Below are 24,756 nucleotides of genomic sequence, written 5' to 3' on the forward strand. Positions count from 1 at the left end.
GCTGGTTGGCGTCACGGGGTCTTTTGGGCTTGTTTGTCATGTACCCAAGATAGTGCCTCGCGCGGGTCGGTGCAAATGGTGCCTCGCGCGAGGGTTTACTTTCTGATTTCAAACTGACCCACTACCGTCATTCGCGCAGTTCGTCGGGGGCCACACCCCAAAGCGCGGTCTTGCGGGCCCAGCCCCGGTAGCCGTCGGCGCGGATGCGGCACCAGTCGGGGATGCATTCGCCCAGCCGTGCGACGACGCCCTTCTCGGCAATCGCCTCGACCGCGGAATTCGGGTCGGGGCGGTCGAAAAGTCTCACCTGGTCGCCCTCGATCAACACGGTGCGCACCCCGGACAGAAGCGAGTAATGCACCCAGCCACCGGCGCCGTCATGGTCGCGCACCTGGCGCCAGTGTCCGTATTCGGCGGTGATCTCAAGCGGCAGGTCCTTGCGCTTGTAGACCCAATCGATGCGGTGGGTGAGGGACGGCCCGCGGCGCACGTTGCCCTCGGTGGCCTTCATCGACACGAAGCGCGGGATCGGCAGGTTGGTCACCGGACCCACCTTGTCGGCGGCCGAAACGGCGCCGCTTCCGGACGAAAGAACGATGAGGGCGGCCAGAACCGCCCCGAAGCCGATATTTTTGCCTGTCATTTGCCCTGCACCACTTTGTGGTTTCTCGATCGCTGCCCATGATGCCGATGTTTCGGCGCCGGGGTCTGTCGGCCGCTCTTGTGCCGCGCCCCGTTCCTTGTCACTTTGACCCAACCCATCCGGGAATAAAAGTTCAAGGGAGTAGGCAATGGCAGGTCAGCGTCTGAGTGTTGTCGTTACGCGACGGTTGCCCGAGGTGGTGGAAACCCGGATGAGCGAGCTGTTCAACGTCACCCTGCGCACCGATGACGCGCCGATGACGCGCGACGAACTGGTCGCGGCGGTGCGCAATGCCGATGTGCTGGTGCCCACGGTGACCGATCAGATCGACGCCCCGCTGCTGGCCCAGGCGGGCGAGCGGCTGAAACTGATCGCCCATTACGGCGCGGGGGTGGATCGGCTGGACGTGGCGACGGCGCGCCAGCGGGGCATTCTGGTCTCCAACACACCCGGCGTGGTCACCGACGATACCGCCGACATGACGATGGCGCTGATTCTCGCCGTCACCCGGCGCATCCCCGAGGGGCTGGCCGCCATGCAGTCGGGCAACTGGACCGGCTGGGCGCCCACCGCGTTCCTGGGCGGGCGGGTCGGCGGGCGGCGGCTGGGGATCCTCGGGATGGGGCGGATCGGGCAGGCGGTGGCACGGCGCGCGGCGGCCTTCGGGATGCAGGTGCATTACCACAACCGCAAGCGCCTGCGCCCGGAAACCGAACAGGCGCTGGACGCCACCTATTGGGAAAGCCTGGACCAGATGGTCAGCCGCATGGACATCGTCAGCGTCAACTGCCCGCACACGCCCAGCACCTTCCACCTGATGAACGCCCGGCGGCTGAAGCTGATGAAACCCAGCGCGGTGATCGTCAACACTTCGCGCGGCGAGGTGATCGACGAGAACGCCCTGACCCGTGGCCTGCGCGCGGGCGAAATCGCGGGCGCCGGTCTGGACGTGTTCGAGCGCGGTCACGAGATCAACCCCCGCCTGCGCGAGCTTCCCAATGTCGTGCTGCTGCCGCACATGGGCAGTGCCACGCTGGAGGGGCGGATCGAGATGGGCGAGAAGGTGATCATCAACATCAAGACCTTCGCCGACGGTCATCGCCCACCTGACCAGGTGGTGCCCTCCATGCTGTGACAGCCCTTGGAAGGGCATTGGTAAACCATCGATTTTTCGCGGGTCATGGAACTTCGGCGCGTTGCGGGCATTGAGTAAGCAATTCGCAACACCGAAAGGACGAAGTACATGAACTGGGATCAAATCGAAGGCAACTGGAAGCAATTCAAGGGCAAGGTTCAGGAGAAGTGGGGCGACCTGACCGACGATGACCTGGACAAGGCCGAGGGCAACCGCGAGCAGCTGGAAGGCCGCATCCAGGAACGCTATGGCAAGACCAAGGAACAGGCCCGCGAGGAAGTGGACAAGTTCCTGAACGAGAACTGAGCCATGAGCGGCATGTCCCAAACCGATGCACGCAAGGCGTTGTTCGACACCTTGAATGACGTTCAGGCGGGCATGCTGGGGGTGGAAGGGTCAGGGCAGCACATGCAGCCCATGACCCACCACTTCGACAGCGACACGGCAACGCTGTGGTTCATCACCTCGCTGAAGACCGATCTGGTAAGGGCAACGGGAATGGGCGCGACCGCCCATTTCACCGTCACCGGGTCCGATCAACGCACATGGGCCTGCATGTCGGGCCCGCTGAGCCAGAGCGAAGACGCCTCCAAGCTGGACGAGATATGGTCGGTGGTTGCCGCCTCCTGGTTCGACAAGGGGCGCGATGATCCGGACATCTGCCTCTTGCAGATGCCCCTGCACGAGGCCGCGCTTTGGACCTCGACAGGCAACCCTCTGGTCTTCGGGCTTGAAGTGGCCCGGGCCAACATGTCGGAAGACAAGAAACCCGACGTGGGCGAACACGTGGTGATCAATTTCCAGAACGCCGCGTGATGGTTTAACGAGTGATTTTTCAAGGGCCGCGCCAGCCATGGCGCGGCCCTTTTCGCGTCTGGTGGGCGGATTTGACACCGCGCGTCGGTTTCGGCTGAAACTGCGTCGGCACCCGTGGTCCGTCTGGCCCGACAATGGGCACAGTGGCGGCAATCGCTTCAGCAAGGAATCGGCAGATGAAAACCCACGTCAAAGCTCTGGTCGTCGGCGGCGGCGCCGTCGGCACCTCGATCGCCTACCACCTGGCCAGGGCAGGCTGGTCCGACGTGATGCTGCTGGAGCGGGACGAACTGACCTCGGGGTCGACGTGGCACGCGGCGGGCCTTCTGCCCTATTTCAACATGTCCTATGCCACGACCCACATCCACGACTATTCGATCAGGTTCTACAAGACGCTTGAGGAAGAAACCGGCCTGAACGCCGGGTTCTCGGTCGTCGGCAACCTGCGCATGGCGCAAAGCAGCGCGCGGATGGACGAATACATGCTTTATGCGGCCACGGCCGAAACCTGCGGCGTGCCTTTCGAATGGATGACCCCCGCCCAGATCAAGGACCGCTGGCCGCTGATCCGCACCGATGACCTGGAAGGCGCGATCTATCACCCCACCGACGGCTACATAAACCCCGCCGACGTGACCATGGCCATGGCCAAGGGCGCCCGCCAGCGCGGTGTCAGCATCGAACGCAAGTGGCAGGTGGATGGCTATCACTGGGCCGGCGATCACTGGGATGTCACCTGCACGAAGATGGTGGAAAAGGGCGGCAATCTGGTGGCCTCGGACGAACAGGTGGTGATCCATGCCGAACATGTCGTCACCGCCACCGGCAACCACGCGCAGCGCACGGCGCGCCTACTGGGGCTGAAGATCCCGGCGATTCCCGTGGAACACCAGTTCATCGTGATGGAGCCGGACCCCGCCCTGGTGGAATTCCGCAAGACCCACCCCGAACACCCGGTGATCCGCGACGCCGACGCGCAAAGCTATGTGCGCGAGGAACGCGGCGGCTGGATTCTGGGTGTGTATGAGAAAGACGCGCCCGCCCGGTTTGAATACGGCGTGCCCGACAGTTTCCGCGCCGACCTGTTCCAGCTTGATCTCGAACGGATCGAGGAACAGTACATGGCGATGATCCACCGCATCCCCAGTTGTGAGAACTGCGGGCTCAAGGACGATTTCAACGGCCCGATCTGTTATACCCCCGACGGCAACCCGCTGATCGGCCCCGCGCCGGGCCTGCGCAACATGTGGCTGGCCGAGGGGTTCTCCTTTGGTATCACCGCCGCGGGTGGGGCGGGCAAGTACCTGGCCGACCTGATGGTCGAGGGCGAAGCCGAAATCGACATGGCATCGCTTGATCCGAAACGCTTCGGATCGTGGATGACCACCGAATACGCCATGAAGAAGAACGAAGAGGCCTATGAGCATGTCTACATCCTGCACCACCCGGATGAGGAACGCCCCGCCGCCCGCCCGCTGAAGACCGCCCCCTGTTACGACCGCATGAAGGCGCGCGGCGCGCAGTTCGGCCAGGTCAACGGATGGGAGCGGCCCAATTACTTCGCCACCATCGACCACAACGATCACGACAGCCGCAGTTTCCGGCGCGGCGGCTGGTGGCAATACGCGGTGGACGAGGCACGGGCGATCCGCGAGGGCGTCGGGATGATCGATGCCTCGGCCTTCACCAAGCATTGGGTGTCGGGCCCGGGTGCGACCGCCTTTCTTGACGGGTTCACCACCAACAAGCTGCCCCGCGTCGGGCGCATCAACCTGACCTATGCGCTGACCGGGGCAGGCACCACGCGCACCGAATACACCATCGTGCGCCGCCGCGAGGATGGCTATTACCTGATCTCGGCCGGGGCCTGGCAGGCCTATGACGCCGATTTCCTGCAAAAGTCGGCCCAAGATTTCATGGCCCGCGGCGGCGCCAGCGTTCATGTGCATGACGTGACCGGGCAATGGGGCGTCTTCGCGCTGGCCGGGCCACGGTCGCGCGATGTGCTGGGGGCGCTGATCCGCGATCCCAACCCCGAGATTGCGCTGTCGAACAAGGCCTTTCCCTGGCTGTCGGCGCGCGACATCGAATTGGGCATGGTGCCCACCCTCGCCATCCGCGTCGCCTATACCGGCGAACTGGGGTGGGAGTTGCATCATCCGATGGAGATGCAGAACCATCTCTTCGACCGGCTGATGGAGGCGGGCGAACCCCACGGGTTGAAACTGGTGGGGGCGCGGGCGCAGAACTGGCTGCGCCAGGAAAAGTCGTACCGCGCCTTCGGAAACGAGTTGGGCCGCGATGCCACCCCGCTTGAGGCCGGGTTGGACCGCTTCGTCGATCTGGAAAAGGACTTTCACGGCAAGCAGGCCATGCTTGATACCGGCGTCCGCTCGAAATGCGTGACTCTGCTGATTGACGGCTCCGACGACGCCGCCCCATGGGGGCGCGAGGCGCTCTATCACGGCGATGAAAGGGTGGGGCGCCTGACATCGGGGGGATATTCCGTGGCTTTCGGCAAGAGCATCGGCATGGGCTATGTCCGCCCCGACCTGGCCGAACCGGGCACCGAACTGAAGGTGCGGATGCAGCGCGAATTGTGGAAGGCCACCGTCACCGAAGACAGCCCGCATGACCCCGAAAACGCCCGCATCCGCGTGAACGGCTGAGATCCGCGCCGCCGCCCCCATCTTTGGTCTTCAATTATCCCCGCCGGAGGCTCCGACAGAAGCCCCCGGCGCAGGTCTTGCCGGTTCAGCGCAGCATCGGGGGGCGCGCGTCCATCCAGACGCCGCCCTCGCGGGCCGAGGCGACGGCCGTGTGCACTGCCGCCATGCTGCGCAACCCATCCTCGGCGCGGGGGTAAAGATCGGCCGCCGCGTCCATGGGGCGCCCGCCCTTTTCGGCGCGGATCGCCTCGGCCAGGTCGGCATAGATATTGGCGAAGGCCAGCGGCATCCCCTCGGCATGGCCGATGGTGACACGGCTGGTGCGGTCGGCCTCGGGCGACAGGCCCGCCTCGCCGCGCTCGATCACCTGCACCCGGCCCCCGGTGGGCGTCCAGTAAAGCTGGTTGGGCTGTTCCTGCGACCAGCGCAACCCGCCCAATTCGCCGAAAACCTGGATCGTCAACCCATGCATCCGCCCGACGGCGACGGCACTGGTCCAGAGCCGCCCGACAGCACCACCCGACATGCGGAAATTGACCATCGCGTCGTCTTCCAACTGGCGCGAGGGGATGGTCGAGGCGAAATCGGCGCTCAGCCGCTCCACCTCTTGCCCCGTCACGAAGCTGGCCATGTGCAGGGCGTGGATGCCACAATCGGCGAACTGCGCCGATGCGCCCATCTGGGCCGGGTCATAGCGCCAGCGCACGCGCGGATTGTCGGCCTGGGCGGCGTCGGCGTGGTGGCCGTGGGAAAATTCCGCCACCACCACCCGCACCGCGCCCAGATCGCCGCGCGCCACCATGGCCCGCATGTGCCGGACCAGGGAATAGCCGCTGTAGCCATAGTTCACCGCGCAGATGCGGCCGGTGGTGCGGGCGATCTTCACGATCTCCTCGCCTTCCTCGACGGTCATCGTCATCGGCTTTTCGCAGAGCACATGGAACCCGCCTTCCAGAAAGGCCTTGGTGATCTCGAAATGCGTGGCGTTGGGGGTCGCCACGGTGACAAGATCGCAGCGATCCGCGCGCCCCTTTTCGCCCGCCAGCATCTCGCGCCAATCGCCATAGGCGCGGTCGGGCGCGATGCCCAGGTCGCCCGCAAAGGCGCGGCCCGCCTGCGGGTCATGGTCCAGCGCGCCCGCCACCATGGAGAACGCCCCGTCCAGCCCGGCGCCCAGCCGGTGTGCCGGTCCGATCTGGCTGCCCTTGCCGCCGCCGATCATGCCCCAGTTCAGTTTTGCCATGATGCCCTCAGAACCCGATGGATTGCAGGTATTCGCGGTTCGCCTTCGCGTCGTTCAACGGCACGGTCGCGCCCTCGGGGTCGCAATCCTGTTCGACGGTGCACCAGCCATCGAATCCGGCGTCCAGAAGCACCTGCCGCACGGCGGGAAAATCCACGTCGCCCTGACCGAGGTTGCAGAAGATCCCCTGGCCGCAGGCATCGTAGAACCCGGTGCGGTTCTCGACCGCCCGGGCCTTTACTGCCGGGTCGATATCCTTGAAATGCATGTAGCTGATCCGGCCCATGTGCCGCTTCATGAAGGCGACCGGATCATAGCCGGCATAGGAATGGTGCCCGGTGTCGAAGCAGATCTTGAGGTGCGCCTCGTCCACGTCGTCCAGCAGGCGTTCAAGTTCGGGTTCAAAGTCGATGAAGCCGGCCGCATGGGCGTGGATGCCCACGGTCAACCCGTATTCCTCGGCGCCCAGTTTCGCCACGGTGGCGATCCGGTCGCGGAAGGCGGTCCATTCGGCCTTGTCCATCTGTTCGGCCTTGTCCGCGCGTCCGGCCGTGGGGGCGCGGCGGGGCGAGATGGAATCGATCAGCACGAGGTGTTTGGCGCCGTGGGCCGTGAGTGCGCGGCAGGTGCGTTGCGCGCCGTCCATCACATCGTCCCACTGGGCCGGGTCGTGAAAGGCGCGGAACACCACGCCGCCGATCAGGGTCTGGCCGTGTTCGGCCAGTGCTTCGGCCAGCAGGGCCGGGTCTTCGGGCATGAAGCCGACGGGGCCAAGTTCGATCCCGGTGTATCCGGCGGTGGCGTTTTCGGCCAGCACGCGGCGCCAGTCGGGGTTGCGCGGATCGTTCGCAAATTCGACCCCCCAGGAACAGGGGGCGTTGCCGATGGTGATCATTGGGGTGTCCTTTCAGAAATCGGCGACCTTTACCCAGGTGCCTGTGTCATTGCTTGCAAAGGCGGCCTCGACCACCCGGTTCACTTCCATGCCCTCGCGGAAATCCGGCCATTTCGAATGGCCCGCGTGGATCGCCTCAAGAAAATCCTTCGCCTCGATGATGATCTGGTCGAGGTAGCCGGTGCCATGGCCCGGCCCCTGGCAGAAGGGCAGGTAATCGGGGTGGTCGGGGCCGGTCAGGATCTTGCGAAAGCCGCGCGTCTCATGCGGCCCGGACATTTCATAGAGCCAGAGGGCGTTCTGATCCTCACCATCGAAGCGGATCGCGCCCGCCGTGCCGTGGATTTCATAGGCATATCCCATCTTGCGCCCTGTCGCCACGCGGCTGAACATCAGGTGACCCGTGACGCCACTGTCGAAGCGCACCATCATCTGCCCCTGATCGTCGTTGTCGACCGCGACGCCGCAGCGTTCGGGATGCACCGTTTCGATCTGGGCCGACAGCGCGGCAATCGGCCCCATCAGCGCGCGGGCGGCGTTGATCATGTGGGGCGACAGATCACCCATGCAGCCATTGGCCCGCCCACGGCTGCGCCATGTGGCGGGGGCGGTGGGATCGGCCAGGAAGTCCTCGGTATGTTCGCCGCGAAAGAAGGTGGGCGTGCCGATGGCACCCTCGGCCAGAAGCTGACGGGCGAATTGCGAGGCGGGGGTCCGGATGTAGTTGAAACCGCTCATGTTCACGACGCTGGCCTGTTCGGCCGCTGCCACCATGGCGCGGCTGTCCTCCAGCGCGGCGCCCAGCGGCTTTTCGCAGAACACCGGTTTGCCAAGGGCAAGCGCAGCCTCGGCAATCGCGCGGTGGGTGGACTGCGGCGCGGCGATGACCACGGCGCCGACCTCGGGGTCGTCCACCACGGCGCGCCAGTTTTCGGCGCCCTTTTCAAAGCCGAAGGCCCGGGCATGGCGCGCGCCGCTTTCCGGTGTCGACCCTGCGATCGACACGAGGCGCGGGCGCAATGCGGTCTGAAAGATCGCGCCGACCGCGCTGTGGGCGATGGCGTGGGCCTTGCCCATATAGCCGCCGCCGATCACCCCGATCCCGATCTGTGCCATGTGGCCCCCTTCGATTCCAGAAACCGATTGCAACCGGTTGCAAAAGGCGTATCCTTGACTGGACCGCCGGGTCAATGGCCAATCTGCAAAGCGACACAGGGAGAATGAAGTGAGCGACCAACCCGAAACCGTCACCCTGACCGTGGCGCAGGCCATCGTGCGTTACCTGGCCGCCCAATACATCGAGATCGACGGGGAGAAGACCCGGCTTTGCGGCGGCGGCTTTGGCATCTTCGGGCACGGCAATGTCACCTGTCTGGGCGAGGCGCTGTACGATCACCGCGACGTGCTGCCGCTTTATCGGGGTCAGAATGAACAGGGGATGGGGTTCGCCGCCGCGGCCTATGCCAAGTACCACCTGCGCCAGAGGTTCATGTTCTGCACCGCCAGCGCCGGGCCGGGCACCGCCAACCTGATGACCGCGGCGGCGCTGGCTCATGCCAACCGGTTGCCGGTGCTGCTGTTGTGCGGCGATACGTTCCTCACGCGGCTGCCCGACCCGGTGCTGCAACAGCTTGAACATTTCGGCAATCCGGCGCTGGGCCTGAACGACGGGTTCAAGGCGGTATCGCGGTACTGGGACCGGATCACCCATCCGGCGCAGGTGGTGCAGACGTTGCCCGCCGCAGTGGCGACCATGCTGGACCCCGCCGATTGCGGGCCGGCCTTCCTGGCGCTGCCCCAGGATGTGCAGGGGTGGACATGGGATTATCCCGTCGCCTTCTTCGCCGATAAGGTACATCGCATTCGCCGTCAGGCGCCTGATGCGGAAGAGGTGGCGGAAGCGGCCGCTCTTCTCTCGGGCGCTGCGCGCCCCGCGATCATCGCTGGTGGCGGCGTGCAGTATTCGCGCGCGGTGGCCGAGCTGACCGCTTTTGCCGAATCCCGCGGCATTCCGGTGATCGAAACCATCGCCGGGCGCGCCAACCTGGTGAACGATCATCCGCTGAACCTTGGCCCTGTCGGTGTGACCGGATCGGATTGCGCCAACTGGCTGGCCGAGCGAGCCGATGTGATCCTGTCGGTGGGCAGCCGGTTGCAGGATTTCACCACCGGTTCGTGGACGGCCTTTGCCCATGATGCGCGCTTCATCTCGCTGAACGCCGCCCGCCATGACGCGGGCAAACACATGTCGCTGCCCGTGGTGGGGGATGCGAAGCTGGGGTTGACGGCGCTGGACGCCGCCATTGGCGAATACCGCGCGCCCGAAGGCTGGCGGAAGGCCGCGCAGGCCGAACGCGCCAGGTGGGACGATTACGTTGCCGACAACGTGCGCCCGGGCAACCGGCCCAATTCCTATGCCCAGGCGATCGGCGTGGTGAACGGGCTGTGTGATCCGGCCGACCGGATCGTGGCGGCCGCCGGGGGCTTGCCCGCCGAGGTGACGGCCAACTGGCGCACCCTGAAGACCGGCACCGTGGACGTGGAGTTCGGGTTTTCCTGCATGGGATACGAGATCGCCGGGGGCTGGGGCGCGCGGATCGCGCAGTCCGAGGGCGAGCCGGAGCAGGATACCATCGTCTTCTGTGGCGACGGCAGCTATCTGTTGATGAATTCCGACATCTATTCTTCGGTTCTGACCGGCAAGAAGCTGATCGTCCTCGTTCTGGACAACGGTGGGTTCGCCGTCATCAACAAGCTGCAGAACAACACCGGCCAGGACAGTTTCAACAACCTGATCGCCGACACGCCCACCGCCATCAACCCCTTTGCCGTGGATTTCGAATCCCACGCCCGCGCCATGGGGGCCGATGCGGAAACGGTGGCCAACCCCGCCGAACTGGCCGAGGCGTTCAAACGGGCCAAGGCGGCCGACAAGACAAGCGTGATCGTCATGCAGGTGGACCCCTACGAGGGGTGGACCACGGGCGGCCATGCCTGGTGGGAGGTGGGCACGCCCCATGTCTCGGACCACGACAGCGTGACCGAGGCGCACAAGGAATCCGAAAGCGCCCGGGTGCGCCAGCGAAAGGGCATCTGAATGAAACGGTTTACCGCTGAAACAGCCGATCCCGCGATCATCGTCGACGAATTGCTGCATGGCGACGGTGCCGTCCTGATTTCCGGGCTGTTCACCCCCGATCAGATCGCCGAGGCCCGCGCGATCATCATGGAGCATTCCGAGCGCGAGGCCGAGAAGGTGACCCATTTCCAGGGCGCCGCCCGCGAAGAGGGCAAGCTGAACCTGCAACGCCGGGTCTGGAACCTGTTGGCCAAGGGCGATGTCTTTGCCCAGATGGCCACCCAGCCCACGATCATGGCGATCCTGCGCCGGTTCCTCGGGACCGAGTTCATCATGGGCAGTATCGCGGCCAACCGCATCCTGCCCGGTGGCCCGGGGCAAGAGCCGCACGTCGATTACCCATACTGGGATTTCCACAAGCCCGACACGCACCCCATCGGCCTGAATGCCAGCTTTCCGATGAACGCGCAGGTGTCGGTGATCCTTGATCCCTTTACCGAGGAAAGCGGCGCGACGGCCTATGTGCCGGGTTCGCAAAAGGAACTGCGCTATCCCACCGAGGACGACGATTTTCACGGGCAGGCGCAGCGGATGCTGGGCGAACCTGGTGATGTGGCGCTGTTCTTTGGCGTGGCCTGGCATTGCGCCATGCCCAACCGGTCGGATCATGACCGCTCGGCCGTTCTCATCAACTATCTGCCGAAGTGGGTGAAACCGCTTGAGGACATGCGCGGCGCGCTGCCCGATGAATTCCTCGACGCGGCCAGCCCGGAATTGCGACAGCTCATGGGCTTCGATTACCGCTATCCCGAGGTGCTGGATTCCGCGCGCCCCGAAAACGCGGCGGGCCGGGTATGACGGTGCTTGACGGAATCCGGCAGAACAATTTCCTGGTGATCGGGCGGGCGGGGATGGATTTCTTCCCCGATCCCCCCGGCACCCGCACCGAGGATGGCGTGACCTTCAAGGCGGGCCTCGGGGGCAGTTCGGCCAATATCGCCGCCGGAATCTGCAAGTTCGGCGGCAAGGCGGCGCTCGTCACGCGGGTCAGCGACGATTCCATCGGGCGCTATTGCGTGAACCAGTTGCACCACTACGGCGTCGATACCACCCATGTGAAACCCGTGGGCGGGGAATACCGTAATTCGCTGGCCGTCTATGAAAGCCGGGTCGAGGATCACCAGACGGTGATCTACCGCAACGGGGCCGCCGATTTCCAGATGGACAGGGGCGATGTCGAGGCGGTGGATTACACCGCCTATGGCGCGCTGATCACGGCGGGCACGGTCTTTGCCGCCGAACCCTCGCGCGGCGCGGCCTTTCATGCCTTCGATCTGGCCCGAAAGGCGGGGCTGCCCATCATCTTCGATGTCGACTACCGCCCCTATTCCTGGCCCTCGCCGCAAGTGGCCGAAGAGGTGCTGAGCCGCGCCGGCGCGCTGGCCGACGTGATCGTCGGCAATGACGAGGAATTCGGTTTCATGGCCGGGGGCATCGAAAAGGGGCTGAAGAAGGCCCGCGATCTGGCCGCCAGCACGGCAGGCATCGTGATCTACAAGATGGGCGAGAAGGGCGCGATCACCCTTTCCGGCGGCGAGGAGATCCGCACCGGCATCTATCCCGTCACCGCCCTGAAACCCACCGGCGCGGGCGACAGCTTCATGGCCGGGCTGATGGCGGCGCTGGCCGCGGGCGAAGACCTGCGCGCCGCTGTGCTGCGCGGATCGGCCTGCGCGGCCATCACCGTATCGCGCCCCGGCTGCGCCCCCGCCATGCCCGACCCGGCCGAACTGAACGCCTTCCTGGGCCGCCATCCCGGCCCCAACGCATAAGGAACAAGACCCATGCACATTGCCCCCTTCGACAACCAGAACAAGCCCATCGTCGATGTGAACGACAGTTGCGTGCCGTTGAACTATTTCAACATCGTCAAGCTGACGAAGGGGCAGGCCTTCGAATATGCCGTGCCCGGATATGAAACCTGCATCGTGCCCGCCACCGGCACGGTGGATGTCGAAATCGAGGGGTTCAAGGTCGGCGGGCTGGGCAATCGCACCACCGATGTCTGGGACGGAGAGCCCGAGGGCGTCTATGTGCCCACCGGGGCGAAGGCCACCATGGTCTGCACCACCGACGCGGCCGAGGTTTTCGTGGCCGGGGCGAAATACGACAAGGTGCTTTACCCCTTCGCGGTGCGCAGCGACGAACTCGACCTGGTGCAATACGGCAGCGACGACACCAAGACCCATCGCAAGATCAAGCACATTCTGGGCAACAAGCACCATGACCGTGTGGGCCGCCTGCTGGTGAGCGAGCTGTTCACCGTCGGGCAGGGCGGCTGGTCGGGTTTTCCAAGCCACAAGCATGACACCGACCGGCGCGATGGCGACGAAGTGATCGAGACGCGCCACGACGAAACCTACAACTTCCGCTTCCGGCCCAACCACGGCAGCGGCGTGCAGATGCTGCAACGCGAAGACGGCAAGTCGGGCGATGCCTATCACCTGGTGGATGGTTCGACCATCTGCCTCGATTCCGGCTATCACCCCTGCGCCGTTCTGCCGGGGTACGAGATGTATTATTTCACCATCCTCGGCGGGCTGTCCCAGCGCAGCCTGGTGCAGTATTTCCAACCCTCCCATGCCGATCAGCTGGAAACGATCCCCGGCATCAAGGACATGATCGCAAAGTTCAAATGACACTGGCCACGCTTTCCGATGTCCTGCAACCGGCCCTGCGCGGCAACTACGCCGTGGGTGGCCTTGTCACCCTGGGGTGGGAGGACATGCGCGCCTTCACCATGGCCGCCGAATCGCTTGGGGCGCCGGTGATCCTGCAGGCCGGGCCGTCGTGCCGGGCGCATACGCCGCTGCCGGTGCTGGGGGCGATGTTCCGCCACCTGGCCGAAAGCGTGTCGGTGCCCGTCGTGGCCCATCTCGATCATGGCTATACCTACGAGGATTGCCAGCAGGCCCTTGATGCGGGCTTTACCTCGCTCATGTTCGACGGATCGCGCAGGCCGCTGGCGCAGAACATCGACGAAACGGTGCGGATCGCGGAAATGGCTCATGGTGCGGGCATTTCCTGCGAGGGCGAAATCGGTTTTGTCGGCTATTCCGGCGGCGAAGGGTCCGCCGGCACCGACCCGGACGAAGCCGCGCGCTTTGCCCGCGAAACAGGGGTGGATGCCATGGCCATCTCTGTCGGCAACGTGCATCTGCAGCAGGAGAGGGAAGGTGGCCTGGATGAGGCGCGCATCCGCGCCATCGAGGCGGTCACCGATGTGCCGCTGGTGATCCACGGCGGCTCGGGCGTGCCGCTAGCGCAGCGCCGGGCACTGGCCACCGGCAGCAAGGTCTGCAAGTTCAACATCGGGACCGAGCTGCGCATGGCCTTCGGGGCCGCGCTGCGCGCCGCCGTCAACGCCGATCAGGCGCGTTTCGACCGGGTGCAGATCCTGCAAGACACTCACGAATCCCTTTTCACGGCGGCCTGCCAGGTGATCTCGGCCTTTGGCGCGCCGGATCTGCGGCGGTGAACCGCGCCTTTTTGCCGGGTTGCAAACTGTCGCGGCACCCTCCATTGAGATTTGTGGTCCGCGATGCTATGTTCCTGCCATGCCCTGCGCCGGGGCCCGACGGCGTGCTTTGAAGGAGGACAATGATCTGTCCCTGTCTCAAGATGCAGCCTCGCTTGTGGCTGCCCCGGCCCGACGCATGACTGCCGAAGGTTCCACGCTGACCTCCGAGCAGCTTCTTTCCGAGATTCTGAAATCCCTGGACGACGACAAGGCCGAGGATGTGGTCACCGTCGATCTGCGCGGCAAGTCCGAAATGGGTGACTACATGGTCATCTGTTCGGGTCGTTCGTCGCGTCAGGTCATGTCGATCGCCCAGAACCTGACCGATCACCTCAAGCAGGACCATGACCGCCTGTGCAAGGTCGAAGGCAAGGATGCCGGCGACTGGGTGCTGATCGACACGGGCGATGTCATCGTCCACGTCTTCCGCCCCGAAGTGCGCGAATTCTACCAGCTTGAGAAGATGTGGCTGAACCCCGGTCAGCAGCAGGGTCAGGCTCCGGCCTGATCGTCTTTCGCCGTGCGTGTGCATATCTGCGCCGTGGGCCGCCTGCGCAGCGGCCCCGAGCGTGCGCTGGTTGATGACTACCTCACCAGGTTCGACCGGACAGGCCGCGCCCTTGCCCTTGGCCCCGCCACCATGGCCGAAGTCGAGGACAAGAAGGGTGGCGGCATGGCAGCCGAGGCCGCCCTTCTGGCCCGTGCAGTTCCCACCGGCGCGCTGATCTGCGTTCTGGATGAACGGGGGCGGCGGTTTTCCTCACCCGAATTCGCCGATCAACTGGCCACCTGGCGCGACCAGGGGCGCAGCGATCTGGCCTTCGTCATCGGCGGCGCCGACGGCCTCGCGCCCGATTTCCGCGCCGGTGCGGATGCGGCGCTGTCCTTTGGCGCCATGGTCTGGCCGCATATGCTGGTAAGGGTGATGCTGGCCGAACAGCTTTACCGCGCCGCCTCGATCCTGTCGAACGGGCCCTACCACCGGGCGTGATGCACCACGCGCCCCTCTTTCTTGCCAAAAATACTCAAATCCTGCCCTCACCACCCCGCGCGGCCGGTTCCGGTCGGGCGCGGATCGCGCTATCACTGCGGCAAACCAGATGAGGCGTTGAAATGACCATTCCCAAACCTGTCGTGCTGTGCATTCTCGATGGCTGGGGCCTCAACCCCGATAGATCGGCCAACGCCCCGGCCCTGGCCGATACCCCCACCTTCGACCGCATCATGGCGCGCTGTCCCAATGCAACCCTTGTCACCTTCGGCCCCGATGTGGGGCTGCCGAAGGGGCAGATGGGCAATTCCGAAGTGGGTCATACCAACATCGGCGCGGGCCGCGTGGTGGCGATGGACCTTGGCCAGATCGACCTGGCCATCGAGGACGGCAGCTATGGCGACAAGGCGCCGTTGCAGGATTTCATCGCCACGCTGAAGGATACTGGTGGCACCGCGCATCTGCTGGCGGTGGTGTCGGATGGTGGCGTGCATGGGCATATCGCGCATCTGATCCAGACGGCCCGGTTGATAGAACTGCAAGGCGTTCCCGTCCTGATCCACGCCATCACCGATGGGCGCGACGTAGCGCCCGTATCGGCGGGCAATTTCATCGACATGGTCCAGGAACATTCGCCCGACACCACCATCGCGACTGTTACGGGGCGCTACTTCGCCATGGACCGCGACAACAGGTGGGAGCGGGTGGAGCAGGCCTATCGCGCCATCGTGCAGGGGCAGGGCGCCGGTGCCGACACCGCGCATGACGCGCTGCAACAGGCCTATGACGCGCAGAAAACCGATGAATTCATCCCCGCCACCGTGATCGGTGGCTATGCAGGGATGCAGGACGGTGACGGCGTGTTCTGCCTGAACTTCCGCGCCGACCGCGCGCGCGAGATTCTGGCCGCCATCGGGTTCGACACCTTCGACGGGTTCGACCGGGGCCCGCGCCCCGAACTGGCGGCACGGTTGGGTATGGTCGATTACTCCGAGGCCCACAACGAATTCTGGACCGCCGTTTTCCCCAAGCAGGTGCTGGTCAACACCCTGGGCGAATGGGTGGCGAAACACGACAAGACCCAGTTCCGCCTGGCCGAAACCGAGAAATACCCCCATGTGACCTTCTTCCTGAATGGCGGGCGCGAAACCCCGCAAGAGGGCGAAGACCGCGCGATGCCGAAATCGCCCAAGGTGGCGACCTATGACATGCAGCCGGAAATGTCGTCGGGCGAGGTGACGGACCGTTTCGTAGAGGCGATCGAAAAGGGATACGACCTGATCGTCTGCAACTATGCCAACCCCGACATGGTGGGCCATACCGGCGATCTCGAGGCTGCGAAGGCGGCCTGCGCCGCCGTGGACAGCGGCCTTGGCCGGGTGGTGGCGGCGCTGGAAAAAGCCGGGGGCGCGATGATCCTCACCGCCGATCACGGCAATTGCGAAACCATGATCGACCCGGAAACCGGCGGCCCGCACACCAGCCACACCACCAACCTTGTTCCCGTCGCGCTGTTCGGCGGGCCCGAAGGCGTGGCGCTGCGCGATGGGCGGCTGGCCGATCTGGCGCCGACGCTGCTGGACCTGATGGGGCTGGACCTGCCGAAGGAAATGACCGGAAAGACCCTGATTCAGCGATGATCCGCGCCGCTGTCCTGTCCCTTGCGCTGGCCGTGGCCCCCCTTGCGGCCCTGGCCCAGGCCGATCCGGCGGCCATCGCCCGGCGGGCGGCAGCGCAGCTTGACCAGGCGGCGCGCGATCTGGCCGAGGCCGAGGGGTCGCGCAACCGGATCGCCGCCCTGACCCAGACGGTGCGCGCCTATGAGGCGGGGCTGTCCGCCCTGCGCGAGGGCCTGCGCCAGGCCAACCGGCGCGAGGCCGACATCCGCGCCCGTTTCGACCGCGAATCAGCGCGCCTTGGCGGGCTTCTGGCGGCGCTTCAGACCATGCAGGGCAGCCCCGAAGCCCTGCTTCTGCTGCATCCCTCGGGCGCCATCGGCACCGCGCGGTCCGGCATGATCCTGTCGGACGTGACCCCCGCCGTCCTGGCCGAGGTGACAGAGCTGCGCACCGACCTGGGCGAAATCGCCACCCTGCGCGCGCTTCAGGCCAGCGCGGCGGAAACGCTGCAATCGGGGCTGAGCGGTGTGCAGAAGGCGCGCACCCGGCTGGCCACCGCCATTTCCGACCGGGTGGACCTGCCCCGGCGCATGACCGAAGACGCCGAGCAGATGCAGCGCCTGATCGAAAGCACCGAAACCCTGGAAGGTTTCGCCAGCGGCCTGACAGTCTTGCCCGAGGATGACATCGCCCGCGATCTGCCCGATTTCGCGCAGGCGCAGGGCGATCTGCGCCTGCCGGTGCGTGGCCGGGTCATTGCCGGGTTCGAACAGTCCGACGCGGCGGGGGTGCGTCGGCCCGGATTGCTGATCGCGACGGCGCCCGGCGCATTGGTCACGGCGCCCTGGCCCGCGACGATCCGCTATCGCGGTCCGCTGCTGGACTACGGAAATGTGATGATCCTCGAGCCTGCGACGGGCTATCTGATGGTTCTGGCCGGGATGGAACAGGTTTATGGTGATACCGGTCAGGTCATTCCCGCCGATACGCCGGTGGGCCTGATGGGTGGCAATGGTTCGCCGGACCTTGCGGGTTTCGACGCTCCGATGCGCGATGAGGATGGAAAAACGCAACAGGAAACGCTTTACATTGAGTTGAGAGACGGGCCAGACCCGATGGATCCCGCCCTGTGGTTCCGAATGGATGAGGAATAATCGACAGATGAGAAAATTTGCAATCGCCGCCCTCGGCGGCACCCTGGCCGGCATTCTTCTGACCACGCAGGTGGCGGGGCCGCTTCTGGCGCAGGAGAACGACAAGGGCGGCAGCGTCTACGAACAGTTGGACCTGTTCGGCGACATATTCGAGCGGATCCGCGCGCAATATGTCTCGGAGGTGGAACCCAAGCAGCTGATCGAGGCGGCCATCGACGGCATGCTGACCTCGCTTGATCCGCACTCCAGCTACCTGTCGGCCGATGATGCGGCGGCGATGCGGGTGCAGACGCGGGGCGAATTCGGCGGGCTCGGGATCGAGGTGACGCAGGAAGAGGGCTTTGTGAAAGTCGTCGCGCCCATGGATGGCACGCCGGCCGATGCCGCGGGTGTCGAGGCGGGCGATTTCATCACCCACGTCGATGGCGAGTCGGTTCTGGGCCTGACCCTGGACGATGCGGTCGACCTGATGCGCGGCCCGGTGGGCAGCGAGATCATCATCACCGTGGTGCGCGAGGGCAAGACCGAACCCTTCGACATCTCGATCATTCGCGACACCATCAAGCTGACGGCGGTGCGCACCCGCACCGAGGGCAAATCGGTGGTTCTGCGCATCACCACCTTCAACGATCAGACCTATCCCAACCTGGAAGAGGGCCTGAAGAAGCAGGTGGAAGAGGCCGGCGGTATCGAGAACGTCAACGGCTTTGTCGTGGACCTGCGCAACAATCCCGGTGGCCTTCTAACCCAGGCGATCCGCGTGTCCGACGCCTTCCTTGAATCGGGCGAGATTGTCAGCACCCGGGGCCGCGATCCGGCCGACAGCGACCGTTACAATGCCACGTCGGGCGATCTGGCCCAGGGCAAGCCGCTGGTGGTGCTGATCAACGGCGGTTCGGCTTCGGCCAGTGAAATCGTCGCCGGCGCCCTGCAGGATCACCGCCGCGCCATCGTGATCGGGACCAAGTCGTTCGGCAAGGGTTCGGTTCAGACGGTGATGCCGTTGCGCGGCGATGGCGCCATGCGCCTGACGACGGCGCGCTATTACACGCCCTCGGGTCGGTCGATCCAGAGCCTTGGCGTGTCGCCCGACATCGTGGTGGCCCAGCCGCCGCGCCGCGAGGTGGACGAGGAAGAGGATGCCACGAACCGCCCCAGCCGCTCGGAGGCCGATCTGCGCGGTGCGATCAGCAACGATTCGGTGACCGAGGATGAGCGCAAGATCATCCTGGAAGAGCAGGAGAAGGCCGCCGAGGCCGCGAAGCTGCGCGATGAGGATTACCAGCTGGCCTATGCCATCGACATCCTCAAGGGCCTGTCCGCCCTTGGCCCGAACGAGTGAGGCACCCGGGCGCCCCGTCGGTTTCGGGGCGCCCGATACCGTCACGGCCCAAAGCGCCCCGGGGCCTGGGCCGCGACCACTTTCGCAACGTTCGGAACAGCCGTGCCGCCGAATGACGGGCGAAAGCTGCCGGGCAACCTGTGAAACCGAAGAAAACCGGAGCGAGAGATGACCCCTGACGCGATCGAGAAACTGCCCTATCGGCCCTGTGTCGGCGTGGTGCTGGCCAATGCCCGGGGCGAGGTCTTTGTTGGTCAGCGGATCGACAGCAGCGCCGCCGCCTGGCAGATGCCCCAGGGCGGCATCGACAAGGGCGAAGACCCCCGCACCGCCGCCCTGCGCGAGCTGCGCGAGGAAACCGGCGTCACCCCCGATCTGGTGCGGATCGAGGCGGAAACCGAGGGCTGGATTCGCTATGACCTGCCGACCGATCTGGTGGGCAAGCTGTGGAAGGGGCGGTATCGCGGGCAGGAACAACGCTGGTTCCTCATGCGCTTTCTGGGGCAGGATGACCGGATCGACATCACCCAGCCCCCGGCCGAATTTTCCGAATGGCGCTGGCTGCCCAAGGACCAGCTGGTCGATCAGATCGTGCCGTTCAAACGTGCGGTCTATGAACAGGTGATGACGGCGTTCGGGGGGCGGATCTGATGCGCCGGGTCTTTCTTGCCATGGCGCTTTGCGCGGTGGGCCACCAGGCGGCGGCGCTGTCCTGTCAGCGGATCGAACCGCAGGACGCCTTTGAAAAGGCCGCCGCGGCCGAGGAATCCTATATCGTCGTCCATGGCAGTTTCGCCTTCGATGCCGAAGCCTTGCCGAAAAGCCATGAACCGGGCGCGGGCGATGTGACGATTCCGGCCACCTTCACCGGTCTCGGGCTGACCGGCGAGGGATTCAGCACGCCGCTGGAATTTCGCGTCGCGCTTGACGCCCGGTGCCTTGGCCCCTGGTGCGGCACCCTGCAGCCCGACCTGTTGCAACTGGCCTTTCTGGAACGGCGCACCGATGGCTATCACCTTGAGGTCAGCCCGTGCCCCGGCCGGGCCTTTTCAACCCCGGACGAAGCGACGCTGGACCAGATGACCGCCTGCCTGAACGGCGGTTGCTGATCAGGCGGGGCGGGTGGCCTGCATCGACGGGCGCTGTGCAAAGGTCTCGTACCACCTGGTCAGGGCATCGTGGCCGTTGCGCCAGCCGCGCGCGTCGTGGCGCAGGTCGAGATAGCCAAGCGCACAGCCGACTGAAATCTGCCCCATGTCCAGCGGCCCGTTCAGGTGGCTCATCCAGCGGCTGTTGAGCGTGTCGAGGCTGCGGGCGATCTTGCCCCACTGCGCCTCGATCCAGCCGTCGAACTGTTTTTCTTCGGGGCGCACCCGGCGCTCATAGGTCATCGAAACGGCGGCATCCATGATCGCATCGCCCGTCGCCTCAAGGGTCAGCGTATCCCAGATGCGGGCGTCGCGGTAAAGCTTGCCCCCCGCGCGGGCATCGAGATAGCGGCAGATCACCCGGCTGTCATAAAGCGCGGGGCCATCGGGGCGCGACAGGGTCGGGATCTTGCCGGTGGGGTTGTGGGGCAGGATTTCCGAGGCCGAGTCGACGGGCGTTGTCGTCACCATCACCAGTTCCACGTCACCGGTCTGGCTGGTTTCGTGCAGGGTGACGACGACCTTGCGCACAAAGGGCGAGGCGGGCGATTGAAACAGTTGCATGGCGGACTCCGCTGTTGATTTTGCCGCACCCTAGGCCTTGGGCGGGGGGCTGTCCATCAAGGCCGCCAGAAGGGCCGTGTCCTGCCCGATGCCCTGGGCGGCCATCTGCGCGGCGGCATTCCTGCGGGCGGCGTCGGGCTTGTTCTGGCCCAGCTTCCATGTGCTGTCGACGGCGGTGATCGTCAGGCGGCAGGGCGCGATCTGGCGCATCATCCGCTCCATCAGGCCGTCGCTCATCTTGTCGCTGTGCCAGGGGGTCTTGGGGGTCAGCATCTGTTCGAAATGGGCCGAAAGCCTGTCCAGCACGTCGCGCAGGCGGTCGCCCGCAAGCGGCGCAAGGGTGCCGCGCAGATGCACGGCGACATAGTTCCAGGTGGGCACCTGATCAGGGGCGCCGTACCAGTCGGGCGAGACATAGCCATCGGGCCCCTGCACCGCGATCACCGCCTCCTGCGGGTGGTCCAGCAGGCGCAGGATGGGGTTCGAGCGGACAAGATGCAGATCGGCGCCTTCGCCGGTGTCGTCCAGCAGGAAGGGGACATGGGCCAGAAGGGGGCCACCTTCGGCGTTCAGCGCCAGCGTACCGAAGCCACGTTCACGGGCAAAGGCCAGCGATTGCGCGTCGGGCGTGGTGCGGAAGGCGGGGTTGGGGTGCATGGCGTTCTCCTGTCGGGGCAGGGTTAGCCGCTTTGGGGTGCCTCATAAAGCGGATGTTTCACCATGATCCGGGCAAAGCGGGCGCTTTCCAGGTGGCGGTTCAGCCAGGCCTGAAGGTGGGGCCAGGGCTGTGCGTCGAACCAGGGCCGGTCGATCATCGCGAACTGGCGGATGAAGGGAAACAGCGCCGCATCGACAAGGGTATCGCGTGGTCCGCAAAGCGAAGCGTGCTGTCCAAGCCTGTCGTTCAGCCCCGCCAGATGGGTTGCCGCCGCCTGCCGGGCCTGCACGGGGTCGCTTTCGGGAAAGCGGTTGGGGTATTTCGTACGGTCCAGCGCCTGTTTGAACGGCCCGTCGTTGGCGGCGATCAGGGCGGCCTCCCCGGGCGCGTGGTCCAGCCAGCCTCCGGGATCGTTCCGGCGCAGCGCCCAGTGCATGACATCAAGGCTCTCGTCGATCACGCCACCCTGGGTTTCCAGAACCGGCACCGTTCCCTTGGGCGAGGCCGCAAGCATCGCGGCGGGTTTGTCGCGCAGCAGGATTTCGCGGTGTTCGACGGAAATTTCCGCCACATCCAGCGCCAGCCGCGCCCGCATGGCAAATGGGCAGCGGCGGAAGGACCAGAGGATCGGCGTCACGACTGGCGCACGGCCTGCAACTGGCCGTCGATGCGGCCCGTGATGCGGGCGGGGACGATCGCGCCCACCTCCTGATCGGTGTCGAACAGGGTTTCGGTGAACTGCGCGGTGCGGCCCATGCGCGGCGTTTCCATGAGGACGGCGTGATCTGCCCCCTGCTGGGCCGCCAGATGCCGTGCCACCTGCGCATCGCCCGCTGCGCGCAGGGCGGCGGCGCGGGTCTTGATCGCGGTGCCGTTCACCGCGGGCATCCGCGCGGCGGGCGTGCCCTGACGGGCCGAATAGGGAAAGACGTGCAGCCAGGTCAGATCGCATTCGCGCACCAGGTCAAGCGAGCCCTGGAACATCTCGTCCGTTTCGGTGGGGAACCCGGCGATGATGTCGGCCCCGAACACCATGTCGGGGCGCAGACGGCGGGCCTCTTCGCAGAAGCGGATGGCATCATCGCGCAAATGACGGCGCTTCATCCGTTTCAGGATCATGTCGTGGCCATGTTGCAGCGACAGATGAAGATGCGGCATCAGGCGCGGTTCGGTGGCGATGGCCTCGAGCAGGTCTTCATCCACCTCGATGCTGTCGATCGAGGAAATCCGCAGGCGGGGCAGGTCGGGCACCAGCTTCAGGATGCGCATGACCAGGTTGCCAAGGCGCGGCTGGCCCGGCAGATCGGCGCCCCAACTGGTGAGGTCGACGCCGGTCAGCACCACTTCGTTATAGCCGCGCCCGACCAGGCGCTTGATCTGGTCCACCACCACACCGGCGGGCACGGACCGCGAATTGCCGCGCCCATAGGGGATGATGCAGAAGGTGCAGCGGTGATCGCATCCGTTCTGCACCTGCACATAGGCGCGGCTGCGGGTGCCGAACCCGTCGATCAGGTGGCCCGCCGTTTCGGTGACCGACATGATGTCATCGACCTGCACCTTCTCGGTGCCAAGATCCTGCCAGGTGGCGGGCTGCATCTTTTCGGTGTTGCCGATTACCCGGTCCACCTCGGGCATGGCGGCGAAAGTCTCGGGCTCGGTCTGGGCGGCGCATCCGGTGACGATCAGCGTCGCACCGGGGTTTTCGCGGCGCAGCTTGCGGATCTCCTGCCGGGCCTTGCGCACCGCCTCGGCGGTGACGGCGCAGGTGTTTACGACAACGGTGTTTTCCACGCCGGCGGCGGCGGTCAGCTCGCGCATCGCCTCGGTTTCATAGGTGTTCAGGCGGCAGCCAAGGGTGGCGAAGACGGGCGCGCTCATGCCAGGGCCGCCAGGAATGCGGGCGTCAGGGCGCCGGTAAAGACATGGGCGGTGGGGCCGGTCATCCAGACACCATCCTCGCGCCAGTCGATATGCAGCGTTCCGCCATCCAGGTCGATTCGCACCTGCCGCCCGGTCAATCCGCGCCGCGCCGCACCCACCGCCACCGCGCAGGAGGACGACCCCGAGGCCAGCGTCAGCCCCGCGCCACGTTCCCACACCCGCATGCGCAGGTGGTCGGGCGCGACAATCTGCGCGACCTGCACGTTGGTGCGTTCGGGGAAAAGGGGATGGTGTTCGTGTTCGGGGCCGAAACGGGTGATGTCCACGGCTTCGGCATCGTCGACGAAGAAGGTGCAATGGGGGTTGCCTATGCCGGTCGCCACCGGATCGCCCGCGATGGGCAGGTGCAGGGTGTCCATGGCACGGGCCAGCGGGATCTGGTCCCACTCCAGCAGCGGCGCGCCCATGTTCACCGAGGTCAGCCCCCCGCCGGCATCCACGGCCTGCAACACGCCGCGTTCGGTGCGCAGGGTCAGGGATGTGACGCCGGTGTCGTCCATCAGATGCCGCGCGATACAGCGGGTGGCGTTGCCACATGCACCTGCCGTGCTGCCGTCGGTGTTGAAGAAGGTCAGCGCCACATCGCCAGATTCGTCGTTGTCGATCAGGGCCAGCTGATCGAATCCGACGCCGCGGTGCCGGTCGCCCAGGGCCCGGGCCAGCGCAGCCGTCATCACCGGCCCGCCGGCGCGGCGGTCGATCACGACGAAATCGTTGCCCAGTCCGTGAAACTTCATGAACTGCACGGTTTTTCCTGCACTGTTGTCCTGCATGGCGGCCATATATCCCGCGTCCTGACCTTTTGGAAGAGAAAGCAAAAATTTAGGTCGGATTTCCGCTTGACCCCAAAATCCTCTACGGGTAGCAAGCGCCGCAGTGGGCCTGTAGCTCAGTTGGTAGAGCAACTGACTTTTAATCAGTAGGTCTCGGGTTCGAACCCCGACGGGCTCACCACTTTTCGTAGTAGAAACATCGTCTTGTGGTTGCTCTGGAAAGTTGTCCGTCCGAGCGTCCGAAGCTGTCCGACTCGGACGATCACCCCATTGCCCTCATTTCAGCGCGGCAGAAGCGGCAGAACCGGTGGTGATGACCGGTGCTGGTGAAGCTGGTCTTGCACCCGAGACAGGGGCGGCGCTTGCGCCGGGCGGCCGTTTCCAGTTTGTGGGCCATCGTGATCGCCTGATCGTAGGTGCCCTGCATCGTGCGCAGATCCCGGCCGTCGATCGACAGGGTGAAGGCGCGGCCCTGGCCCTTGATTTGAACCGCACTCATTGCG

General features: G+C 65.4%; 26 protein-coding genes and 1 tRNA gene. 17 read left to right on the forward strand and 10 right to left on the reverse strand.

Features of this window, described 5'->3' with window-relative positions:
- Positions 1–127: 127 nt before the first annotated feature.
- Entirely contained in the window at positions 128–643 is a 516-nt protein-coding gene (locus tag H7828_RS21495) for an SH3 domain-containing protein (RefSeq protein ID WP_226783129.1), read from the reverse strand.
- Positions 644–791: 148 nt separating this feature from the next.
- Here H7828_RS21495 and H7828_RS21500 point away from each other — a divergent pair, with 148 nt between their 5' ends.
- From H7828_RS21500 to H7828_RS21515, 4 genes are all read left to right on the forward strand, one after another.
- Complete coding sequence (locus H7828_RS21500; protein WP_226783130.1) at positions 792–1,778, forward strand: 2-hydroxyacid dehydrogenase; 987 nt, start codon at positions 792–794, stop codon at positions 1,776–1,778.
- A gap of 108 nt (positions 1,779–1,886) precedes the next feature.
- Complete coding sequence (locus tag H7828_RS21505) at positions 1,887–2,084, forward strand: CsbD family protein (RefSeq protein WP_226783131.1); 198 nt, start codon at positions 1,887–1,889, stop codon at positions 2,082–2,084.
- A 3-nt stretch (positions 2,085–2,087) separates the two neighbouring features.
- The gene (locus H7828_RS21510) at positions 2,088–2,594 is read left to right on the forward strand and encodes a pyridoxamine 5'-phosphate oxidase family protein (RefSeq protein WP_226783132.1); all 507 of its coding nucleotides are present in this window, start codon (positions 2,088–2,090) and stop codon (positions 2,592–2,594) included.
- A gap of 176 nt (positions 2,595–2,770) precedes the next feature.
- A complete protein-coding gene (locus H7828_RS21515; protein ID WP_226783133.1) occupies positions 2,771–5,263 on the forward strand; it encodes a GcvT family protein in 2,493 nt (830 codons plus the stop codon).
- 85 nt (positions 5,264–5,348) lie between these two features.
- On the opposite strand, the gene H7828_RS21520 is transcribed toward H7828_RS21515, so the two are convergent.
- From H7828_RS21520 to H7828_RS21530, 3 genes are read right to left on the reverse strand one after another with little or no spacing between them, the layout of a single operon-like run.
- Positions 5,349–6,506: a Gfo/Idh/MocA family protein gene (locus H7828_RS21520; RefSeq protein WP_226783134.1), complete on the reverse strand. Its 1,158-nt coding sequence runs from the start codon at positions 6,504–6,506 to the stop codon at positions 5,349–5,351.
- 7 nt (positions 6,507–6,513) lie between these two features.
- Positions 6,514–7,401 (reverse strand): sugar phosphate isomerase/epimerase family protein, encoded by an 888-nt coding sequence (locus tag H7828_RS21525; RefSeq protein ID WP_226783135.1) that lies wholly within the window; start codon positions 7,399–7,401, stop codon positions 6,514–6,516.
- Between the two features lie 12 nt (positions 7,402–7,413).
- Positions 7,414–8,517 carry a Gfo/Idh/MocA family protein gene (locus H7828_RS21530; RefSeq protein WP_226783136.1) on the reverse strand — a complete coding sequence of 368 codons (1,104 nt, stop codon included), beginning with the start codon at positions 8,515–8,517 and terminating at the stop codon, positions 7,414–7,416.
- 109 nt (positions 8,518–8,626) lie between these two features.
- Between H7828_RS21530 and iolD the strand changes: the two genes are divergently transcribed.
- The 12 genes from iolD (at position 8,627) to H7828_RS21590 (ending at position 20,275) form a co-directional block, all read left to right on the forward strand.
- Complete coding sequence (iolD, locus tag H7828_RS21535) at positions 8,627–10,498, forward strand: 3D-(3,5/4)-trihydroxycyclohexane-1,2-dione acylhydrolase (decyclizing) (RefSeq protein ID WP_226783137.1); 1,872 nt, start codon at positions 8,627–8,629, stop codon at positions 10,496–10,498.
- Positions 10,499–11,338: a phytanoyl-CoA dioxygenase family protein gene (locus tag H7828_RS21540; protein ID WP_226783138.1), complete on the forward strand. Its 840-nt coding sequence runs from the start codon at positions 10,499–10,501 to the stop codon at positions 11,336–11,338. It abuts the gene before it with no gap.
- Positions 11,335–12,312: a 5-dehydro-2-deoxygluconokinase gene (gene iolC / locus H7828_RS21545; protein WP_226783139.1), complete on the forward strand. Its 978-nt coding sequence runs from the start codon at positions 11,335–11,337 to the stop codon at positions 12,310–12,312. The genes H7828_RS21540 and iolC overlap by 4 nt, the downstream gene beginning before the upstream one ends.
- A 12-nt stretch (positions 12,313–12,324) precedes the next feature.
- On the forward strand, positions 12,325–13,179 hold the full coding sequence (locus tag H7828_RS21550; protein ID WP_226783140.1) for a 5-deoxy-glucuronate isomerase: 855 nt from the start codon (positions 12,325–12,327) through the stop codon (positions 13,177–13,179).
- Entirely contained in the window at positions 13,176–14,018 is an 843-nt protein-coding gene (locus tag H7828_RS21555) for a class II fructose-bisphosphate aldolase (protein ID WP_226783141.1), read from the forward strand. Before H7828_RS21550 ends, H7828_RS21555 begins: the two co-directional genes overlap by 4 nt.
- A 178-nt stretch (positions 14,019–14,196) precedes the next feature.
- Positions 14,197–14,568 carry a ribosome silencing factor gene (rsfS, locus tag H7828_RS21560; RefSeq protein ID WP_342592313.1) on the forward strand — a complete coding sequence of 124 codons (372 nt, stop codon included), beginning with the start codon at positions 14,197–14,199 and terminating at the stop codon, positions 14,566–14,568.
- Between the two features lie 12 nt (positions 14,569–14,580).
- Complete coding sequence (gene rlmH / locus H7828_RS21565) at positions 14,581–15,051, forward strand: 23S rRNA (pseudouridine(1915)-N(3))-methyltransferase RlmH (protein WP_226783143.1); 471 nt, start codon at positions 14,581–14,583, stop codon at positions 15,049–15,051.
- Positions 15,052–15,173: 122 nt separating this feature from the next.
- Positions 15,174–16,691 carry a 2,3-bisphosphoglycerate-independent phosphoglycerate mutase gene (gene gpmI / locus H7828_RS21570; protein WP_226783144.1) on the forward strand — a complete coding sequence of 506 codons (1,518 nt, stop codon included), beginning with the start codon at positions 15,174–15,176 and terminating at the stop codon, positions 16,689–16,691.
- Positions 16,688–17,824, forward strand: a complete 1,137-nt coding sequence (locus H7828_RS21575; RefSeq protein WP_226783145.1) for a murein hydrolase activator EnvC family protein — start codon at positions 16,688–16,690, stop codon at positions 17,822–17,824. The genes gpmI and H7828_RS21575 overlap by 4 nt, the downstream gene beginning before the upstream one ends.
- A gap of 7 nt (positions 17,825–17,831) precedes the next feature.
- A complete protein-coding gene (locus H7828_RS21580) occupies positions 17,832–19,166 on the forward strand; it encodes a S41 family peptidase (protein ID WP_226783146.1) in 1,335 nt (444 codons plus the stop codon).
- 168 nt (positions 19,167–19,334) lie between these two features.
- Positions 19,335–19,817, forward strand: a complete 483-nt coding sequence (locus H7828_RS21585) for an RNA pyrophosphohydrolase (RefSeq protein ID WP_226783147.1) — start codon at positions 19,335–19,337, stop codon at positions 19,815–19,817.
- Positions 19,817–20,275 (forward strand): hypothetical protein, encoded by a 459-nt coding sequence (locus H7828_RS21590; RefSeq protein WP_226783148.1) that lies wholly within the window; start codon positions 19,817–19,819, stop codon positions 20,273–20,275. The genes H7828_RS21585 and H7828_RS21590 overlap by 1 nt, the downstream gene beginning before the upstream one ends.
- Here H7828_RS21590 and H7828_RS21595 read toward each other — a convergent pair whose 3' ends face one another.
- The 5 genes from H7828_RS21595 to dapF are packed head-to-tail and all read right to left on the reverse strand — an operon-like array spanning position 20,276 to position 24,217.
- Positions 20,276–20,878 (reverse strand): glutathione S-transferase, encoded by a 603-nt coding sequence (locus H7828_RS21595; RefSeq protein ID WP_226783149.1) that lies wholly within the window; start codon positions 20,876–20,878, stop codon positions 20,276–20,278.
- 30 nt (positions 20,879–20,908) lie between these two features.
- Positions 20,909–21,535 (reverse strand): FMN-binding negative transcriptional regulator, encoded by a 627-nt coding sequence (locus tag H7828_RS21600; RefSeq protein WP_226783150.1) that lies wholly within the window; start codon positions 21,533–21,535, stop codon positions 20,909–20,911.
- 23 nt (positions 21,536–21,558) lie between these two features.
- A complete protein-coding gene (locus H7828_RS21605) occupies positions 21,559–22,173 on the reverse strand; it encodes a glutathione S-transferase (protein ID WP_226783151.1) in 615 nt (204 codons plus the stop codon).
- Complete coding sequence (mtaB, locus tag H7828_RS21610) at positions 22,170–23,417, reverse strand: tRNA (N(6)-L-threonylcarbamoyladenosine(37)-C(2))-methylthiotransferase MtaB (protein ID WP_226783152.1); 1,248 nt, start codon at positions 23,415–23,417, stop codon at positions 22,170–22,172. The genes H7828_RS21605 and mtaB overlap by 4 nt, the downstream gene beginning before the upstream one ends.
- Positions 23,414–24,217, reverse strand: coding sequence for a diaminopimelate epimerase (gene dapF / locus H7828_RS21615; RefSeq protein ID WP_226783198.1), 804 nt, complete (start codon positions 24,215–24,217; stop codon positions 23,414–23,416). The genes mtaB and dapF overlap by 4 nt, the downstream gene beginning before the upstream one ends.
- Before the next feature lie 141 nt (positions 24,218–24,358).
- Between dapF and H7828_RS21620 the strand changes: the two genes are divergently transcribed.
- Positions 24,359–24,434, forward strand: a tRNA-Lys gene (locus tag H7828_RS21620).
- An 81-nt stretch (positions 24,435–24,515) separates the two neighbouring features.
- On the opposite strand, the gene H7828_RS21625 is transcribed toward H7828_RS21620, so the two are convergent.
- Positions 24,516–24,752, reverse strand: coding sequence for a hypothetical protein (locus H7828_RS21625; RefSeq protein ID WP_226783153.1), 237 nt, complete (start codon positions 24,750–24,752; stop codon positions 24,516–24,518).
- Between the last annotated feature and the right edge of the window lie 4 nt (positions 24,753–24,756).

Source organism: Oceaniglobus trochenteri (assembly GCF_020529025.1).
GTDB classification, from domain to species: domain Bacteria; phylum Pseudomonadota; class Alphaproteobacteria; order Rhodobacterales; family Rhodobacteraceae; genus Oceaniglobus; species Oceaniglobus trochenteri.

Coding starts and splice junctions, on each gene's coding strand:
- H7828_RS21495 (WP_226783129.1), bottom strand. CDS start 643: ATGACAGGCAAAAATATCGGCTTCGGGGCGGTTCTGGCCGCCCTCATC.
- H7828_RS21500 (WP_226783130.1), top strand. CDS start 792: ATGGCAGGTCAGCGTCTGAGTGTTGTCGTTACGCGACGGTTGCCCGAG.
- H7828_RS21505 (WP_226783131.1), top strand. CDS start 1,887: ATGAACTGGGATCAAATCGAAGGCAACTGGAAGCAATTCAAGGGCAAG.
- H7828_RS21510 (WP_226783132.1), top strand. CDS start 2,088: ATGAGCGGCATGTCCCAAACCGATGCACGCAAGGCGTTGTTCGACACC.
- H7828_RS21515 (WP_226783133.1), top strand. CDS start 2,771: ATGAAAACCCACGTCAAAGCTCTGGTCGTCGGCGGCGGCGCCGTCGGC.
- H7828_RS21520 (WP_226783134.1), bottom strand. CDS start 6,506: ATGGCAAAACTGAACTGGGGCATGATCGGCGGCGGCAAGGGCAGCCAG.
- H7828_RS21525 (WP_226783135.1), bottom strand. CDS start 7,401: ATGATCACCATCGGCAACGCCCCCTGTTCCTGGGGGGTCGAATTTGCG.
- H7828_RS21530 (WP_226783136.1), bottom strand. CDS start 8,517: ATGGCACAGATCGGGATCGGGGTGATCGGCGGCGGCTATATGGGCAAG.
- H7828_RS21540 (WP_226783138.1), top strand. CDS start 10,499: ATGAAACGGTTTACCGCTGAAACAGCCGATCCCGCGATCATCGTCGAC.
- iolC (WP_226783139.1), top strand. CDS start 11,335: ATGACGGTGCTTGACGGAATCCGGCAGAACAATTTCCTGGTGATCGGG.
- H7828_RS21550 (WP_226783140.1), top strand. CDS start 12,325: ATGCACATTGCCCCCTTCGACAACCAGAACAAGCCCATCGTCGATGTG.
- H7828_RS21555 (WP_226783141.1), top strand. CDS start 13,176: ATGACACTGGCCACGCTTTCCGATGTCCTGCAACCGGCCCTGCGCGGC.
- rsfS (WP_342592313.1), top strand. CDS start 14,197: ATGACTGCCGAAGGTTCCACGCTGACCTCCGAGCAGCTTCTTTCCGAG.
- gpmI (WP_226783144.1), top strand. CDS start 15,174: ATGACCATTCCCAAACCTGTCGTGCTGTGCATTCTCGATGGCTGGGGC.
- H7828_RS21575 (WP_226783145.1), top strand. CDS start 16,688: ATGATCCGCGCCGCTGTCCTGTCCCTTGCGCTGGCCGTGGCCCCCCTT.
- H7828_RS21580 (WP_226783146.1), top strand. CDS start 17,832: ATGAGAAAATTTGCAATCGCCGCCCTCGGCGGCACCCTGGCCGGCATT.
- H7828_RS21585 (WP_226783147.1), top strand. CDS start 19,335: ATGACCCCTGACGCGATCGAGAAACTGCCCTATCGGCCCTGTGTCGGC.
- H7828_RS21590 (WP_226783148.1), top strand. CDS start 19,817: ATGCGCCGGGTCTTTCTTGCCATGGCGCTTTGCGCGGTGGGCCACCAG.
- H7828_RS21595 (WP_226783149.1), bottom strand. CDS start 20,878: ATGCAACTGTTTCAATCGCCCGCCTCGCCCTTTGTGCGCAAGGTCGTC.
- H7828_RS21600 (WP_226783150.1), bottom strand. CDS start 21,535: ATGCACCCCAACCCCGCCTTCCGCACCACGCCCGACGCGCAATCGCTG.
- mtaB (WP_226783152.1), bottom strand. CDS start 23,417: ATGAGCGCGCCCGTCTTCGCCACCCTTGGCTGCCGCCTGAACACCTAT.
- dapF (WP_226783198.1), bottom strand. CDS start 24,217: ATGAAGTTTCACGGACTGGGCAACGATTTCGTCGTGATCGACCGCCGC.
- H7828_RS21625 (WP_226783153.1), bottom strand. CDS start 24,752: ATGAGTGCGGTTCAAATCAAGGGCCAGGGCCGCGCCTTCACCCTGTCG.